This window comes from Streptomyces sp. NPDC050433 (genome assembly GCF_044458565.1).
In the GTDB taxonomy this organism is placed as follows: Bacteria; Actinomycetota; Actinomycetes; order Streptomycetales; family Streptomycetaceae; genus Streptomyces.
Map to the genome: position 1 here is coordinate 240250 of NZ_JBITIB010000006.1, position 14069 is coordinate 254318.

16 protein-coding genes and 2 pseudogenes are annotated in these 14069 nt (G+C 67.1%); 9 read left to right on the top strand and 9 right to left on the bottom strand.

Translation table 11 applies throughout. The features are described 5' to 3' along the window. Positions 1-54: 54 nt before the first annotated feature. Positions 55-717, top strand: coding sequence for a helix-turn-helix domain-containing protein (locus ACIBLA_RS10190; protein ID WP_363241361.1), 663 nt, complete (start codon positions 55-57; stop codon positions 715-717). Between the two features lie 75 nt (positions 718-792). Here the strand turns inward: ACIBLA_RS10190 and ACIBLA_RS10195 are convergent. The 3 genes and pseudogenes from ACIBLA_RS10195 to ACIBLA_RS10205 all read right to left on the bottom strand — a co-directional run. Beyond that, positions 793-1236, bottom strand: a pseudogene (locus ACIBLA_RS10195) (Tn3 family transposase); the annotation flags it as partial. Next, complete coding sequence (locus ACIBLA_RS10200) at positions 1185-1679, bottom strand: tyrosine protein phosphatase (protein ID WP_363241360.1); 495 nt, start codon at positions 1677-1679, stop codon at positions 1185-1187. The pseudogene ACIBLA_RS10195 and the gene ACIBLA_RS10200, both read right to left, overlap by 52 nt. Before the next feature lie 45 nt (positions 1680-1724). Beyond that, positions 1725-1883, bottom strand: a complete 159-nt coding sequence (locus tag ACIBLA_RS10205) for a hypothetical protein (protein ID WP_399198343.1) — start codon at positions 1881-1883, stop codon at positions 1725-1727. A gap of 726 nt (positions 1884-2609) precedes the next feature. Between ACIBLA_RS10205 and ACIBLA_RS10210 the strand changes: the two genes are divergently transcribed. Continuing rightward, on the top strand, positions 2610-3164 hold the full coding sequence (locus ACIBLA_RS10210; protein WP_399198344.1) for a hypothetical protein: 555 nt from the start codon (positions 2610-2612) through the stop codon (positions 3162-3164). Between the two features lie 10 nt (positions 3165-3174). On the opposite strand, the gene ACIBLA_RS10215 is transcribed toward ACIBLA_RS10210, so the two are convergent. Both ACIBLA_RS10215 and ACIBLA_RS10220 read right to left on the bottom strand, forming a co-directional pair. Continuing rightward, complete coding sequence (locus tag ACIBLA_RS10215; protein ID WP_363241358.1) at positions 3175-3390, bottom strand: DUF397 domain-containing protein; 216 nt, start codon at positions 3388-3390, stop codon at positions 3175-3177. Next, complete coding sequence (locus tag ACIBLA_RS10220; RefSeq protein ID WP_363241357.1) at positions 3374-4213, bottom strand: DUF5753 domain-containing protein; 840 nt, start codon at positions 4211-4213, stop codon at positions 3374-3376. Before ACIBLA_RS10220 ends, ACIBLA_RS10215 begins: the two co-directional genes overlap by 17 nt. Positions 4214-4512: 299 nt before the next feature. On the opposite strand from ACIBLA_RS10220, the gene ACIBLA_RS10225 reads away from it, so the two are divergent. From ACIBLA_RS10225 to ACIBLA_RS10235, 3 genes are all read left to right on the top strand, one after another. After that, positions 4513-4965 (top strand): ATP-binding protein, encoded by a 453-nt coding sequence (locus tag ACIBLA_RS10225; RefSeq protein WP_399198345.1) that lies wholly within the window; start codon positions 4513-4515, stop codon positions 4963-4965. Further along, complete coding sequence (locus tag ACIBLA_RS10230) at positions 4958-5293, top strand: hypothetical protein (RefSeq protein WP_399198346.1); 336 nt, start codon at positions 4958-4960, stop codon at positions 5291-5293. The genes ACIBLA_RS10225 and ACIBLA_RS10230 overlap by 8 nt, the downstream gene beginning before the upstream one ends. A 112-nt stretch (positions 5294-5405) precedes the next feature. Then, positions 5406-5831, top strand: coding sequence for a DUF6262 family protein (locus ACIBLA_RS10235; protein ID WP_363245085.1), 426 nt, complete (start codon positions 5406-5408; stop codon positions 5829-5831). Between the two features lie 49 nt (positions 5832-5880). Here ACIBLA_RS10235 and ACIBLA_RS10240 read toward each other — a convergent pair whose 3' ends face one another. Continuing rightward, the gene (locus ACIBLA_RS10240; RefSeq protein WP_363245086.1) at positions 5881-6366 is read right to left on the bottom strand and encodes a hypothetical protein; all 486 of its coding nucleotides are present in this window, start codon (positions 6364-6366) and stop codon (positions 5881-5883) included. A gap of 242 nt (positions 6367-6608) precedes the next feature. On the opposite strand from ACIBLA_RS10240, the pseudogene ACIBLA_RS10245 reads away from it, so the two are divergent. Beyond that, positions 6609-6704: pseudogene (locus ACIBLA_RS10245) on the top strand (ATPase); the annotation flags it as partial. Between the two features lie 145 nt (positions 6705-6849). Here the strand turns inward: ACIBLA_RS10245 and ACIBLA_RS10250 are convergent. Further along, the gene (locus ACIBLA_RS10250; protein ID WP_399198347.1) at positions 6850-7683 is read right to left on the bottom strand and encodes an enoyl-CoA hydratase/isomerase family protein; all 834 of its coding nucleotides are present in this window, start codon (positions 7681-7683) and stop codon (positions 6850-6852) included. A gap of 122 nt (positions 7684-7805) precedes the next feature. Here ACIBLA_RS10250 and ACIBLA_RS10255 point away from each other — a divergent pair, with 122 nt between their 5' ends. Continuing rightward, complete coding sequence (locus tag ACIBLA_RS10255; protein WP_363245088.1) at positions 7806-8195, top strand: helix-turn-helix domain-containing protein; 390 nt, start codon at positions 7806-7808, stop codon at positions 8193-8195. Positions 8196-8299: 104 nt separating this feature from the next. Here the strand turns inward: ACIBLA_RS10255 and ACIBLA_RS10260 are convergent, their stop codons facing one another. Next, positions 8300-8824 carry an alpha/beta fold hydrolase gene (locus tag ACIBLA_RS10260; RefSeq protein WP_399198348.1) on the bottom strand — a complete coding sequence of 175 codons (525 nt, stop codon included), beginning with the start codon at positions 8822-8824 and terminating at the stop codon, positions 8300-8302. Positions 8825-9879: 1055 nt separating this feature from the next. Here ACIBLA_RS10260 and ACIBLA_RS10265 point away from each other — a divergent pair. Together ACIBLA_RS10265 and ACIBLA_RS10270 are read left to right on the top strand one after the other, a co-directional pair. Then, positions 9880-10572 carry a hypothetical protein gene (locus ACIBLA_RS10265; protein WP_399198349.1) on the top strand — a complete coding sequence of 231 codons (693 nt, stop codon included), beginning with the start codon at positions 9880-9882 and terminating at the stop codon, positions 10570-10572. 42 nt (positions 10573-10614) lie between these two features. After that, the gene (locus ACIBLA_RS10270; protein WP_399198350.1) at positions 10615-11775 is read left to right on the top strand and encodes a DNRLRE domain-containing protein; all 1161 of its coding nucleotides are present in this window, start codon (positions 10615-10617) and stop codon (positions 11773-11775) included. An 886-nt stretch (positions 11776-12661) separates the two neighbouring features. Here ACIBLA_RS10270 and ACIBLA_RS10275 read toward each other — a convergent pair. Then, positions 12662-14014 (bottom strand): TRAM domain-containing protein, encoded by a 1353-nt coding sequence (locus tag ACIBLA_RS10275; protein ID WP_363245091.1) that lies wholly within the window; start codon positions 14012-14014, stop codon positions 12662-12664. Between the last annotated feature and the right edge of the window lie 55 nt (positions 14015-14069).

Consider the following 14069-nt stretch of genomic DNA (forward strand, 5'->3'; position numbering starts at 1 on the left):
TCCAAGAATCTAGAGTTCAACTCTAGTGACTGACTCTAGAGATAGACTCTCGACATGGATGCGGTCAAGGGATCCGACGGACAGAACGCCAAGCGCCCCGACAAGCGGGCCGAGCGCTCGCGGCGCACCCGCGAAAACATCGTCGCGGCAGCTCGGGACCTGTTCGTCGCGCAGGGGTACGGTGCGACAAGCCTTCAGGAGGTTGCGGATCGCGCGGGCGTGGCCGTCCAGACCGTGTACTTCGTGTTCCGAAACAAGCGCGCGCTGTTCAAGGACGTCGTCGACACGTCCATCGCGGGCGACGCCGAACCGGTCGCCACGATGGACCGCGACTGGTTCCACTCCGCATGCGCCGAGCCCACCGCGGCCGGGCAACTGCGCGCCCATGTGCGGGGCGTACGCGACATCCTCGGCCGGGTCGCCCCGATCATGCCGCTGATCGCGGCTGCGGCGGCCACGGACCCGGAGATCGCCGCGCAGTGGCCCGCCGGCCCCGATCCGCGCTACACCGTCCAGCATGCCGCAGCGAAGGCACTGACCTCCAAGCCCGACGCCCGCCCCGACGTCGATACCGCCCGCGCCGCCGACCTGCTGTACGGGCTGCTCAGTCCGGAGCTATACCTGATCTTCGTCCGCGACCGGGGCTGGTCCCCCGACGCCTGGGAGGAGTGGGCATGTGTGGCCCTCACTACCCACCTCTGTACAGACCACGAGTAGGCCACCGACCCTTCAGCGACAGCCGCCGAAGCAGAGTCCGCGACCGGCTACGGCTGCGGAAGCTGACCGGGACGCTCACTCCACTGCACCGTCGTCATCATCGTCGAGCCCGGCGGCGTCCGGGTCGCGCAGCGGCCGCAAGGCCTTGAGGTTGCGGTGCTTCAGCGGCGAGAGTCGGGCGATGTCCTCGTCCCGGACTTCGTGGCCCTCGGCGCGGAGCTGGGCGACAGCGGCGTCGATGTACCGGGTGGTCCAGGGCACCACGGCGTTGAGGACCAGACCGAGCGATCCGAGCTGGTCCTCCATGCCGTCCCGGTACGCCTGATGGAAGGTGCCGCGCTTGCCGTGGCACACGTCGCGGGCCAACTTGTGGCGGGACTCCTGCTCGGTGAGCAGGCGGTTCATCTGGCGGCGGCAGGTGTCGTCGACCGGGTCGACGACGCGGAGCATTCTGTGGAATCTGATTGTCAGGATGATGCGTGTTTGATCAGTTCCAGCGTCCATGATCGCTGTTCGTCGGTATCCGGGACGGCGAGTCTCCGGGCCTGTTCGATCTGAGTCCAGGCGGCGTTGGGTTCGACGCCGTTGAGGATCAGGAGTGCGGCGGCGAGGAGGGACGCGCGTCCGATGCCGGCGCGGCAGTGGGTGACGATGTGGGCTCCTCCCCTGAGCTGTGCGGCGAGGTCGCGCAAGGTGGGCAGGACCGTGGCGAGGGTGGGAACGGTGCGGTCGGGGATGGGGATTGCGACGAATTGCAGTCCTGCGGCCGAGGCTCTCTGGGCTTCTTCGGCGAGGCCGAGTTCGTCGACCTCGGGTCGCGTGAGCGCGCTCACCAGGATGTCGACACCGGCGATACTCAGGGCTCTCATCTCGTCTTCGAGCCAGTCCAAGCCGCGGGGCTTGGCCATGGTGCTCAGTCGGCCTGGGCCGGGCAGGTCGATGTTGAACAGGGTGGGTCGCATGTCAGCAGCACTTTCGGTCGGTGGGGCCGGTGGGTGACCGGATGGTCAGCGGCAGGGCTCGACCGGGCTCGGCGCGTGGTTCGCGTGGGGTCGGGCCGTCGGGGGTGGCCACGTCGGCGAGACGTTCGAGAAGGGCGTCCAGGCGCTCTGGCCGTCGTCGACGGCGGCGCGTTCCTCGTCGGTGAGTGGGATGCTCACGAGCATGCGCTGCAAGTTGGCTGGTCCCTGGTGAGCCGTGGCCAAGCCAAGCCTGCAGCTCGAACAAGGTCATGGGCTCCTTGGCGTTGTAGAGCTGCGTCGCGATCGTCGATCGCGCGCGGTGACTGGTGATCTGGCCGAGCACGTGCGCTCGAACCACTCCCTCAGTTCGGCGGCGTGCCGGCACACCAGCCGAAAGGCGTCGGAGTGCGGCCCGTCGGCGGTGAGCAACGGCTCCTCACCACCGTGAGGACGAGCGCCGAACGTGGGTACAGCTCGACATCGAGCACCGGCCCGCCTCTCCGGATCAGTTCCCCACCCGTGCCAACACTCCGAAGATCGCCAAGCTGCTGCTCGACTCACTGGCGGCCCAGGACGGTCTCGCGGACGTCACCGCGACGCCGTACTTCATAGAACCGGCCGACATCCCCGAAGTCGCTACGTCCTCACGCCCGAGGCACTGACCGCGTTCAACAGGGAGTTGGAGTACCACCCGGTCTTCGGCAGCGGAATCCGTACCTACCTGCCCGGTATCGATCTCGCGTGGAAGCCCGACGCCCAGCGGCATCCGGTGATGGCACGGTCCACCATCGAGGCGAATCCTCGCAGGGCGGCGTCAGTGCTCGCCTCTCTCCCTCAACGGCTCGCCCTGCGGCAGCCCTTGCCCGCTCCGCTCGACACTCTTCCCGTCCAGCGCACCCGCCCCAGGCCGACAACGAGACCCTGACGGCCATGCTCGGCGAGGCCGAGCAGACCGAGGGGCGTGAAGACGAACTACGCGGCGAGAACGAGGAGTTGGAAACGGAGCTGCGTCGCCTCCGCCGTCAGGTCAGGTCCCTCCAGGTCAGCCTGGAGAAAGTGGGCCAGTACGAGTTGACCCATACGCCCGCTGAGGAGCCCACCACACACCCGACATCGTTCGCCGAACTGCTCGAACGATTCTCCGAGTTCTCACACCTCGCCTTCACCGGCGCGTCCGGCACGGCCGGCAGAGACTTCCGCTCCTGGTGCTCCCGGCCGCCCAACGACGCCTACCCCTTCTCGGCCGGCAAGGTGAAGATGAAGGAGTCCGACACAGTGGGCAACCGTGGCGCCTGGCGCAGGGAACGCACCTTCCCCGTACCGCTCGCGGTGGACCGGTCCGGCGAGGTGTACATGGAGGCGCACATCCGTATCGGCGGCGGCAACACCGTCTCGCCACGCCTGCACTTCTACGACGACGGGCCGGGCACGGGCCGGGTTTACGTGGGCTACATCGGCCCGCACCTGACGAACACCAAAACCTGAACTGTCGAGTTCAGGAGAGCGGCTGCCCGCCCTTGACCGCCGCGACGAACGACGACCAACCAGCAACCGGGAAAATCAGCGCGGGGCCATGCGGGACCTTGCTGTCACGGACGGGCACACCGGAGGCGTACCCGTCGGACACCTCGACGCACCCGCCGCCTCCGTTCTCGCTGTAGCTCGACTTGCGCCAGGCGGTCAGAGTAGAAGCATCAGGAATCACATTCATCTTCGTAACCTTTCAGGTATTCACGGAGCAGGTCCAGCGAGTCATCGCCCGTCAGCGCCAACGAACGGGCCAGGTCAAAGCGCTCGGTGAGCTCGACCACCCTCCTTGTGGACTCTACTGCCTCTCCTGAGTCGAAGCTCTCGACCAAGGCCATCGTCCCGCCCTCTTTGAGGGTCATCAAGGTCAAGCTTCCGCCGAGCATGGGGTGCCCGCCCTTCACGAAAGGGATCACCTGAATCTCGATGCGCGGGCGCATAGCGAACCGGGCGATATGACCCAATTGCTCAACCATGCACTGCGAGTCCCGCAGCGGTCGCTTCAGAGCCGCCTCATCCATGATCGCCCAATAGGGAAGAGCGACTTCGCGCTCAAAGATGCGCTGCCTCCGAATCCTGACAGCCACACGCTCGCTCAACTTCCCTTCGGATTCACCAGGAAGCGTTTTCCGGAACAACTCTCGGGCGTAGCCCTCGGTTTGAAGAAGGCCCGGAATATGGCTGCTCGTGAAAACCTGAATCCGCTCCGCCAGCGACTCCTTGCTCACGAACGTCCGACTGTAGTCGGAGATCACCGACTCGTGCGCCAACTCCAGCAGCTCCCCCAACACCCCGTCCGTATCAAAGAACTCGTCCAGTGAGTCCACCAACGCCTCCGACGGAAGCTGCTCTCCCAACTCGACCCGCCCGAGATAGCTGTGCGAATAGCCGCCCACCTGTTCGGAGAGCTGACGTAACGACAACCCTTTCCGCTCCCGCAGTCTGCGCAGTCGCTTGCCCAGCCTCACACGCGGTGTGACCTTGCCTGATTCGCTGTTCAGCTCCACCCCGGTCGAACCTGCTTTCGTTTAATTCCCTGTCCACACAGGGCATTTGGTGACAGCCCGGATATGTCCGGTGACCCGGTCCTCGGCGAAGGTGATTCCACACCGAAAAGCCCGCCCCACGCAAGACCCCCGCGACGCTGCAACGTCCGGGGGCGTGGCCGAAGCGCAACAGGAGCCCCTCCGACAATGGCGAAGTTTATCGCCCCACCCTTCTGGGCGCCGCCGAATTCCCCATTCCCCTTTCTCCGGGGCGCTTTTGGCGTCAATCCGGACACGTGTCACCCTTCGGGAGCGGTCTGATGTCGAATCTCCCGGACACCAACCAGTTCCGCCCCGTCCGCCCCGTCGTCCTGCGCTGGAGCCGGCACCCGAGCTGCGTCGGGCTGGCCCGGCTCGAATTACGCAAGGCCCTCGGGCGGTGGGGGTTGTCGGCCCTGGAGGGCTCCGCGACCCTCGTCCTCTCCGAACTGCTCACCAACGCCGCCCGGCACGCCCGGGTCTCCCCCGGCCGGGAGATCGAGACGCACTACGTCCCGGGCCCGGACGGGCTGCAGATCGAGGTGCACGACGCCTCGGAGGACCCACCCGAGCCCCGTACCCCCAACCCGGAAGCCTCTGACGGACGGGGGCTCGTCCTCGTCGCCGCCCTCGCGGACACCTGGGGCGTGAGCGCGCGTCAGGGGCCGGGGAAGATGGTGTGGGCGAACCTGACGCTCCCCGCAAGGGCGAACGGCAGCCCGGACCATGGCTGACGAGCGGTTGCAGTGGGCCTTCCGCGTGGTGCCCGGCGATCACGTCACACTGGACGGCATCCGGCGCGAGGTCACCGGCAGCCGCGTGGAGCGGTACGCCACCGGTGGCCTGGCCGTGGTGCTCGCCTTCCGAGCCGGGTCCCCGGTACGTGTGCCTGCCACCTCTCTCGTCACGGTCATCCCGCCCGAGCGCCGGCCCGCCGAACCGCCGCCCGCCGAGGTCAACCGGGACGGGCCGCCCGTACGCGGTGTCGTCCGCGCGACGGGTCGCCTGCTCGCGGCGTGGGCACGGCGGCTGACGGGAACGGCCGACGGCGGGCACGCGTAACGCGGGGTTCCGGTACGCGCTCGCACCCGGCACCCACGCCCGGCGGGGCCGACCCCGTCAGAAGTCTCCGAGCTTGGTCCCGTCCTCGGTGCACCAGACCCGCATCGCGCTCATGAACAAGCGGCCGAACGACGCGGTCCCGGAGACCATGCCTCCTGCTGGCCGGCGGATCGCCGCTCTGCGGCAGGCCGCACAGGACAAGCACCAGCAGGCCGTCCAACGAGCGGAGGCGGGTATCCGAAGGCTGGTCAAGGAGGGCGAGGAGATCAACTTCCGGGCCGTCGCCCGCGCAGCGGGCGTCAGCTTGGGCTTTCTCTATGCCCACACCGATCTGCGCAAACGCATCGAGACCTTGCGCGGTCAGCAAAGGACCGAGAACCAGTCTCCCCCGCAGGCACCCTCGGCTGACGACGGCACAGTGATTCATGCCCTTACCGAAGCCCTCCGCCGTGAGCGCGCCACCACCGAGAGCGCGTCCAAGAGCTCGAACAACGACTGGCCGCGGCACACGGCGAGATCCCGCGCCTGCAACGCCTGATCCAGTCACATAACCCGAGACCGTGACAGCACTCGCCGGGCTCCACAGCTCACGATCCAGAACGCAATCCCAGAACACTGTGCTCCACCACACCCGAGGGAAGATCACTCTTCCCCGAAGCCCGAGCAGTCAGCTCCACGAGTCCGGCTCGGAGGTCGGTGGCTGGCTCACCGAGGACGATCGCGCTGATGATCAGCTCCATCATCAGACGGTCGTACTCGTCGCCCATGCTCCGATAGCGCTCCCCATCGGCCTCCACCACGGCAGAGGCGATCCTCCTCCCACCACCAGTCACGGGGGCAAAGGACACCTCATAGACGCCGTGACCGGTCCAACTCCGGTGCATGAAAAGGACATCGGCTTCGGCGAAGACGTTCCACTTCTCATCCATGTCCCGGGCTCGATATCCGCGCCGGATCCGGTCCCAGTCCTCGTCGGTCCAGACACGATCGGGCAACTTGGGCACCGGCCTGGGCGCGTTAATCGGATGGAGGCGCCGGAACGACTCTCGGGTGAGCGGGGCATCGGCAGTCATGACGTGATCCTACGGATGCACCACAGTTCCAACAGGACAGCGTCTTACCCTCAACTAGGCAGACGGTGAACCTCAGCCACCTTTCGGACGCGTCCGCAACTTCCTGAACAGCGACTTTGCGAGGCTCCTTCACCGTTACCCCAGATAACTCCAGGCCTTCGACTTCGACGCCAACCCGAGCATCGACGCTCATCGCTCTGGGCACCGAGGCGGCGATGAAGGGCTACCGGGTCCGCGAGGGCCTCACCTTCAACGGTACGATCATCGAAACCGGCACCGACTCCTTCCGCCTCGCCGGCACCCGCGCCCGCGCCGAAGTGCCCGCGCAGGCCGGCTGACCTCTCAGGTGGTCACGCACCACCTCATCGGCGGTCTACGAGGCGACGTGACGGTCGGCCACGTTGGCATCCGATGAGGTGGGCGGGCCGCACGCTGTCGCGGTCGGCAGGGCACCGGTGAGTAGGTGGGGCCCTCGTCCGAGTCCTATCCGGCCAGTCCCCGGAGCAGGCCCTCCAGATCGCGCTCGCCGTCGCGGGTCTGGGCACCGTGGGCCAGTCCGCCGCGGATCAACCGCTCGGCCGCGGGGCGAACGAACTGGCCCGCCCAGGCATCGTGCTCCCGCAGGAGACCCTCGGCCAGGTCCTCAGGGACGATGGCGCGCTTGGCCGCCGCGATCACACCCTCGGGCAGGGCTGCGATGTTGCGGGCGAGGCGGTCGACGATGTCGTCGAGTTCGTCAGCAGGGACGGCCCGGTTGACCCAGCCGTAGCGCTCCGCGGTTTCGGCGTCGTACAGGTCGGCACCCAGCACCGCCTCCAGGGCGCGATTGCGGCCGACCCGGCTGGCGAGGTACTGAGTGCCCCCTCCACCAGGCACGATGCCCATGAGAGCTTCGATCTGGCCGATCCCGGCGCGACCGATCGCCGCGAACGCCATGTCCGCGGCCGTGACGAACTCCGCCCCTCCTCCGCGCGCCATCCCGGCAAGCTTGACGATGGTCACCTGAGGCTGGTGCCGGAGCAGTTCCCCCAGAGCCTGGAAGACGTTGACGCCGTCCGGAAGGTCGGCCGCGAGCTCGTCGAAGGCGTCTGGCGTGTCGACGAGCGACATGTCGACGTGGGCTATGAAGAACTCCGGGCTGGCGCTGTCGAACACAATCACCCGAACCGAGTCGTCGTCCCTCAGCGCGGTCAGCAGGTGCCGGAGGTCGGCCATCAGGGCGACGTTCAGGACGTTGACCGGTGGGTTGTCGAGGGTGACGCGGGCGATGCCGTCCTCGACACTCACCCGCAGGGTCGCGTAGGCGTCGTGGTTCATGGGGATCTCCGATCGGTACCTGGTATGCATCTAGGTTCCTGATGCATACTCACCCTGCGACGGTGGGCGACCGGCGTCAATAACGCACTTCAGGCATCGCAAGGATCGCGAAGGATACCGACATGGCCATTTCTGAAACCGGCGGCGACGCCGGCATCGACATCGTCTACCGGTCCGACTGCCCCAGCCGCCCGATCCTCGACCAGATCGCTGACAAGTGGTCGATGATGGTGATGGCAGTCCTTGACAAGCCCACTCGGTTCAACGAGATCAAGCGCCGCCTTGAAGGCGTGACCCAGCGGGTCCTGACCCAGACCCTGCGCCGCCTGGAACGCAACGGGATGATCGTGCGCCGCGTGCTGCCAACCTCGCCGGTCGGGGTCGAGTACTCTCTCACCCCGCTCGGCGAATCCCTGCGGGAGCCGTTCGGCCGGTTGTACGACTGGACGGTCAACAACGCGGACGAGATCCGGGCGCACCAAATGGATTATGACCAACGGGTTCAGAGCTGAGAAGGCGTGCCCGAGAACCCCATTCCGGCGACATCGATGAAGCCAGGTGGCCACCGCACCTCCAGCAGTCACGTCGGATGTCACCGCACATCCAACCGCCATGGTCACCCCTCGTCGATCACGGGCATGACCAATCTGGTCAGGAATTCACGGATGGCGGGAGCGGTGGCGCGGGCGAGGTCCACGGCAGTCCGGAGGTCGTCGCCGATCGGGATCATGGCCAGTTGTCCGTTGGGGAGGGTGTCGGCGGCCTCTTCGGCAAGAGCGGTGGGGTGGCGTGGGTCGGTGCCCGGGAAGATGAGGGTCGGCACGGTGATCGTCGCGACTTCGGCCACGCTCCGGAAGGAACGGTCATGGCCGATAGCGGCTGCGGCCACGATGCTGGCGGGGTCCGATCGGGGGATGGCGTCGCGCACCATGGCACCGACAACGGGAGGGAAACGGGCGAGGATGGGTTCCCAACCCGCCTCGATGCCATCAGCCTCGACGCGGGCGGCGAACGCGTCGAGGAAGCGGATCTCCGCCTTCTTGGCCTCGTCGTCCTCAATGTCCTCAACCCCGATGAGCACGGCTGCCCGGACCCGGTCCGGGTATGCGGCAGCCGTCCGAAGCGTGATCGTGGAGCCCAAGCCTGCGCCGGCGAGTACGGCACTGGAGAGACCGATGTGTCCAGGAGCCGCATTACGTCCTCGACATACTGGGCCCAGGTATAGCGGGCCGGGTCCTTGCAGACCGACCGGCCGTAGCCTCGCAGGTCGGGCAGTACGACCATGAAGCGATCGGCAAGCCGTTCGGCCAGCGGAAGCATGCTCTTGTGGTCAGGGCCGCCGGCATGCATAAGAACCAGGGCCTGCCCCTCTCCGGTGACGGTGGCGTGCAGGGTACAGTCGTCGGCCGCCTGGTAGCTGATCTCTTCCATGGGTCGAATTTAGAGCGGCCACACCAGCGTTCGGTACGCCTTAATCCGCCGACAGATATCGCGATCCCGCCACTCTCGACGTCACCGCGCATCCAACTCCCCCCCCCCGGCCACCGTTGCCTCCTGACGCCCCATCAGAACAAGCGTCAGATGAGCGTCACGGCAACTCGCACTCGTCCATGCGTAGACGGGACAACCCATCCGTGATTCCCCGGCGCCCCAGTGGACGGCAGGTCAACAGCACTGCCCAGCCCTTCGTTACGGTCCACGTCGCGCACGTCGGGAAACAGGTCAGGCGCACCCGGACATGCCTGAGAGACCCAGGAAAACAGCAGCGGTTCGTGTCCCCTCGGCTGAGCAGACTTCTCAGCGGTTTGCTGATCGAGCCAATCGTTCTTGGAAACCGCCCCCACCCGTATCGCGCTGACCAGTTCCGTGTGAAATCCGCCGGCGGCAGCGTGTCTTCGCAGAGTGAGGCCCTCCTCGCTGCTCCGTGCCCGAAACCCTCGCTTCCCGGCGTCCGCCTCCAGCAGACTTCGTGGCCTTGTAGTGCGGCGTTCCGCCTGAGCGTGCACGATGGCCGATGTGATCATTAACGCGTCTGAAGGCAGGGTTCCGCTGCAACTCGCGGGCCTGTTGCGGCGGTTATGAGCCACGACCGATAACTACCTGTGTCTGCATGATGCTTCTGCGTAGTGTCCTGCGCTGCTGGCACGCAACTCGTACGCGTGTCGCATTTCTCTCAAGGGAAGGACACACGCTTCCGTGTCATCACACAGACAACAAGGGGCTCGGCGCCGGGCGCGCATCGCGGGCGGGGCCGCGCTGCTCCTGGTCGTCGAGACCGCGCTCATAGCCGGGGCCTCGCTGCCGGCCAGCGCGGCGCCCGCGCCGGAATCCGGTGCCGCGAAGGCGGTCCAGCAGTCGAAGGCCGACAATCTCGCATCGGTTCTCGCCTGGGCTGCCAAGCACGCGAAGGGCTCGATCGCCGGGGCCCTCACCGAGGCGAAGAAGACCGGCAAGAAGGTCGTCGTCACCGACGAGACCACCGAGCTGACCGCGGGCCCCGAGCGGGTCTGGAAGAGCGGCCGGTGGCAGAAGGCCGACGCCGCCCTCGTCGAAGCCCCGGACGGAAGCGTCACCGCGAAGGCGCACCCGGGCGGTCTGCGCCTGGGTGGCAAGGGCGGCACGCCGGCGACGTCGCTGCGGGCCGCGCAGGGCGACAGCGCGCGTGATCTGGTCACCCTGGGCAGCGGCGAGAGCCAGGTGACCCTGCAGTGGAAGGGCGGGTTGCCGAAGCCCGAGCTGGACGGTACCCGCGCCCGCTACCACAACGCCGTGCCCGGCGCCGACGTCATCGTCGAGGCGACCCGCACCGGCTTCGAGCAGTTCGTCGAGATCAACGAGCGGCCCACCGGCGCCTACACCTACACCCTCCCGGTCAAGGCCAGGGCCTGAAGGCGAAGGCGAACAAGGACGGTTCGGTCACCCTTCACCGACGTGAAGACCAATGCCAAGCGTGCCACCATGCCCGCCCCGGTGATGTGGGACGCCTCCCTCGACAAGCGCTCCGGCGAGCACACCAACCGCGCCCGCGTGGACATGAAGGTCGTCAACAAGGGCGCGGGCCGGCTCGACCTGGTCGTCACCCCGTCGGCGAAGTTCCTCGCCGACCCGGACACGAAGTACCCGGTCACGGTCGACCCGTCCACCTCCGCGCTGTCGAACACCTTCGACACCTACGTCCAACAGGGCGAGACGGTCGACTGGTCCAGCGACGTCGAACTCGACCTCGGCAACCCCGGCACCAAGAACCCCGACGGCACCCCGCGTAGCGCACGCTCGTTCATCACCTGGAACACCACCCCGATCCAGGACGCGCTGATCGTCGACACCAACCCGGCGCTGTGGAACTTCCACTCCGGCAACACCGACTGCACCGCCCAGAAGTGGACCGTCTGGGACACCAGCGCACCCTCCACGTCCTCGCGCTGGACCTCGCAGCCCACCTGGAACCAGGAGTACCACTCCTCCACCCAGACCACGGGCTCACCGGACTGCGCCGCCCAGCCCGACGGCTGGATCAACGCCGACGTCGACACCCTCGTCCAGTCCTGGGCCTCCGCCAAGGCCACCCGCGGCCACATGGGCCTGCGCGCCGCCACCGACGACATCCGGGCGTGGAAGCGCGTCAACTCCGCGAACAACACGGCCAACCAGCCCAAGCTGTCCGTCACCTACAACTACCGACCCTCCGACGGCACCGCCCAGCAAGCCGGCCCGCCGTTCCGCTCCCACAACGATGTGGGGCGTCAACACCCTCACACCCACACTGAGGGACAAGTTCGAGGACGCGGACGGCGACCTGGTGAGCGGCACCTTCCAGGTCTACGACGCCGCCACCGACACCCCCATCACCACGCCGGCCGGCGAAGGACTACTCGTCTCCAACTCCGTCACCCCTGGCGAGTGGGCGACAGTGCAGGTCCCGGACGGTCAGCTCGTGGACGGCAAGACGTACAAGTTCCGCACCAACGCCTACGACGGCACCCACTACAACCTCAACTGGTCACCGTGGCGCACGTTCGTGGTGGAGACAGCGGCAGCCGGCGTCCCCACCACACTTCAGCCGGGCGATTCCTACACAATCAACAACCCTGAGCTGATTGCCGACCCCGCCAAGGTGGAGGAGGTCCTTAACAGAGACGGCAACCTGGAAGCGCTGGGCATCCAGCCGCGGGTTGGCCCCTCTGCCCGGGAACCTGCCGTGACAATGGCGGAATGGGAACGCACCTATACCATTCCCAGCACGAGGTTTCCCCGCGGCCGCAAGCCTGAGAATTCAGGCTTCGACAAGTACGAGTACATCGCCGACGTCGATGAGTGCGTCAACGCTGACGATTCGGACAACAGGGCCGGGTACATAAAGAACCGTTTCTCCTACTGCCAGGAGACCTTGACGGTAATGCCTGCCATCAAGTGTGGACTGTGGCCGCCGGGATGCTACCTGCAGGGCACCTTCATATCTCGAAACACCCTCATCGGACAGGGTAAGATCGGCGGCCTGGACGGCGGCACATACACCCAGTACGTCGAATTCGACTTCAATGTCGACGTCTTCATCACCAGCGGGGACTTCAACAAGGCCGGCTCCAAGCTAGAAGCCACCTTGGAGTGCGAGGGAAGTTGGACCGCCGGAGTTCCGTCGGAAGCCAGAGACGAGGAGGCTTGTTACACCGGCCTCTATCCCGGCCGTGAGGATTCACCGAGCCAGTGGAAGTTCGACGGTGACACCAAATTCGACCTCTGGTCATCGGCGCCAAAAATGCCCGACGCCGCCAATGGCGATCAGATCGCTACGGGCCTCTTCACTCCGGTCCTCAAATTCACGGTCCCCGGCTACGATCAGTACATCCCCACAGAGGGAGAGCTCACACTGACGCCGCGCCGCCACCCTCCGGCAGTGACGGCTACCAAGTCGCCACCTCGACGGCTCCCCAACCGACCCAATAACCACCTGACACCCCATCAGAACGAGCCGAACAAGTCAGGCGCCCTTCGCGGCAGGCTCAAGAATCGCCACGCACTCCACATGCGACGTCATCGGAAACAGGTCGAACGCCCGTAGCGTCCGCGGCTTGTAGCCCGACTCGCGGAAGTACGCCAGGTCGCGGGCCAGTGCCGCCGGGTCGCAGGCCACGTAGGCGATGCGGCGGGCGCCCAGGCCCGCCAGGTGGTGGACCACCTGTTTGCCGGCGCCCGCGCGTGGGGGGTCCAGGACGATCAGGTCCGTCTCGGTGATTTGGGTGCGGGGCAGCACCGTGTCGACCTTGCCGTGTTCGATACGGACCCGGGGCAGGTCCTGGAGGTTGTACTGGGCGTCCTCCGCCGCGCGGCGGCCGGATTCGATGCCGAGCACCGCGCCCGTCTCGCCCACGCGTTGGGCGATCGCCCCCGCGAACAGGCCCACCCCGCAGTAGAGATCGAGGGCCGTCTCCCCCTTGCGGGGCATCAGGCCCTGCATCACGGCCTCCACCAGGACCTCGGGGGCCTTCGGGTGGACCTGCCAGAAGCCGCCCATGCCGATGCGCCAGGTGCGGTCGTCGGCGCGTTCGCGGACGAAGGCGCGGCCGTGGACCCGGTGCACTCCCCCGTCGTGCTCCTCCACGCGCAGGACGGAGACCGGCTTGTCCAGTTCGACCAGCGGGAGCCGGCCGCCCTTGAGGGGGGCGAGGATCACCTGGCGGTCGCCGGAGCCGGAGGCCGCGATCGCCTCGACCGAGGCCATCTGGGGCCATTCGCGCTTCTCGACGCCCAGTTCGCTGACGCCCGCGGAGGCGATCATGCAGTGGTCGACGGGCTGCACCTCGTGCGAGCGGTGTTTGCGCAGTCCGGCCCGGCCGTCGGCATCGACGGCGTACTGCACGCGCGTACGCCACTGGGGCACCTCGCCGGCGGGCAGCTTGTCGCCGGGCGCGGGCATGACCGTGCCGTCCCAGCCCGCCTCCTCCGGTGTGAGCCCGGCCAGCCGCTGAAGCTGCTCGGTGATGACCTCGCCCTTGAGGCGGCGCTGCGCGCCGGGCTTGGCGTGCTGCCAGTCGCAGCCGCCGCACATGCCGGGCCCCGCGTACGGGCACGGGGCCTCGACGCGGTCCTTGGAGGCGTCCAGGATCCTGACGGCGTCGGCACGCAGAAAGCGCGCGTTCTCGTCGCCGTCCGTCACGCGGGCGATGATCTTCTCGCCGGGCAGCGTGTGCCGTACGAAGAGCACCCGGCCGTCGTCGGTGCGGGCGACGCAGTGGCCGCCGTGCGCGACGGGGCCGACCTCGACCTCGTACTCCTCCCCGACCAGCGAAGCCTGCTCCGAAGGCTGCTGTGAAGACTGCGGTTCTGTCTGCATGACGGGCGGGGCTCCAAAACAAAGGGATACGCGGACGGCAGCCAGCCAGTCTACG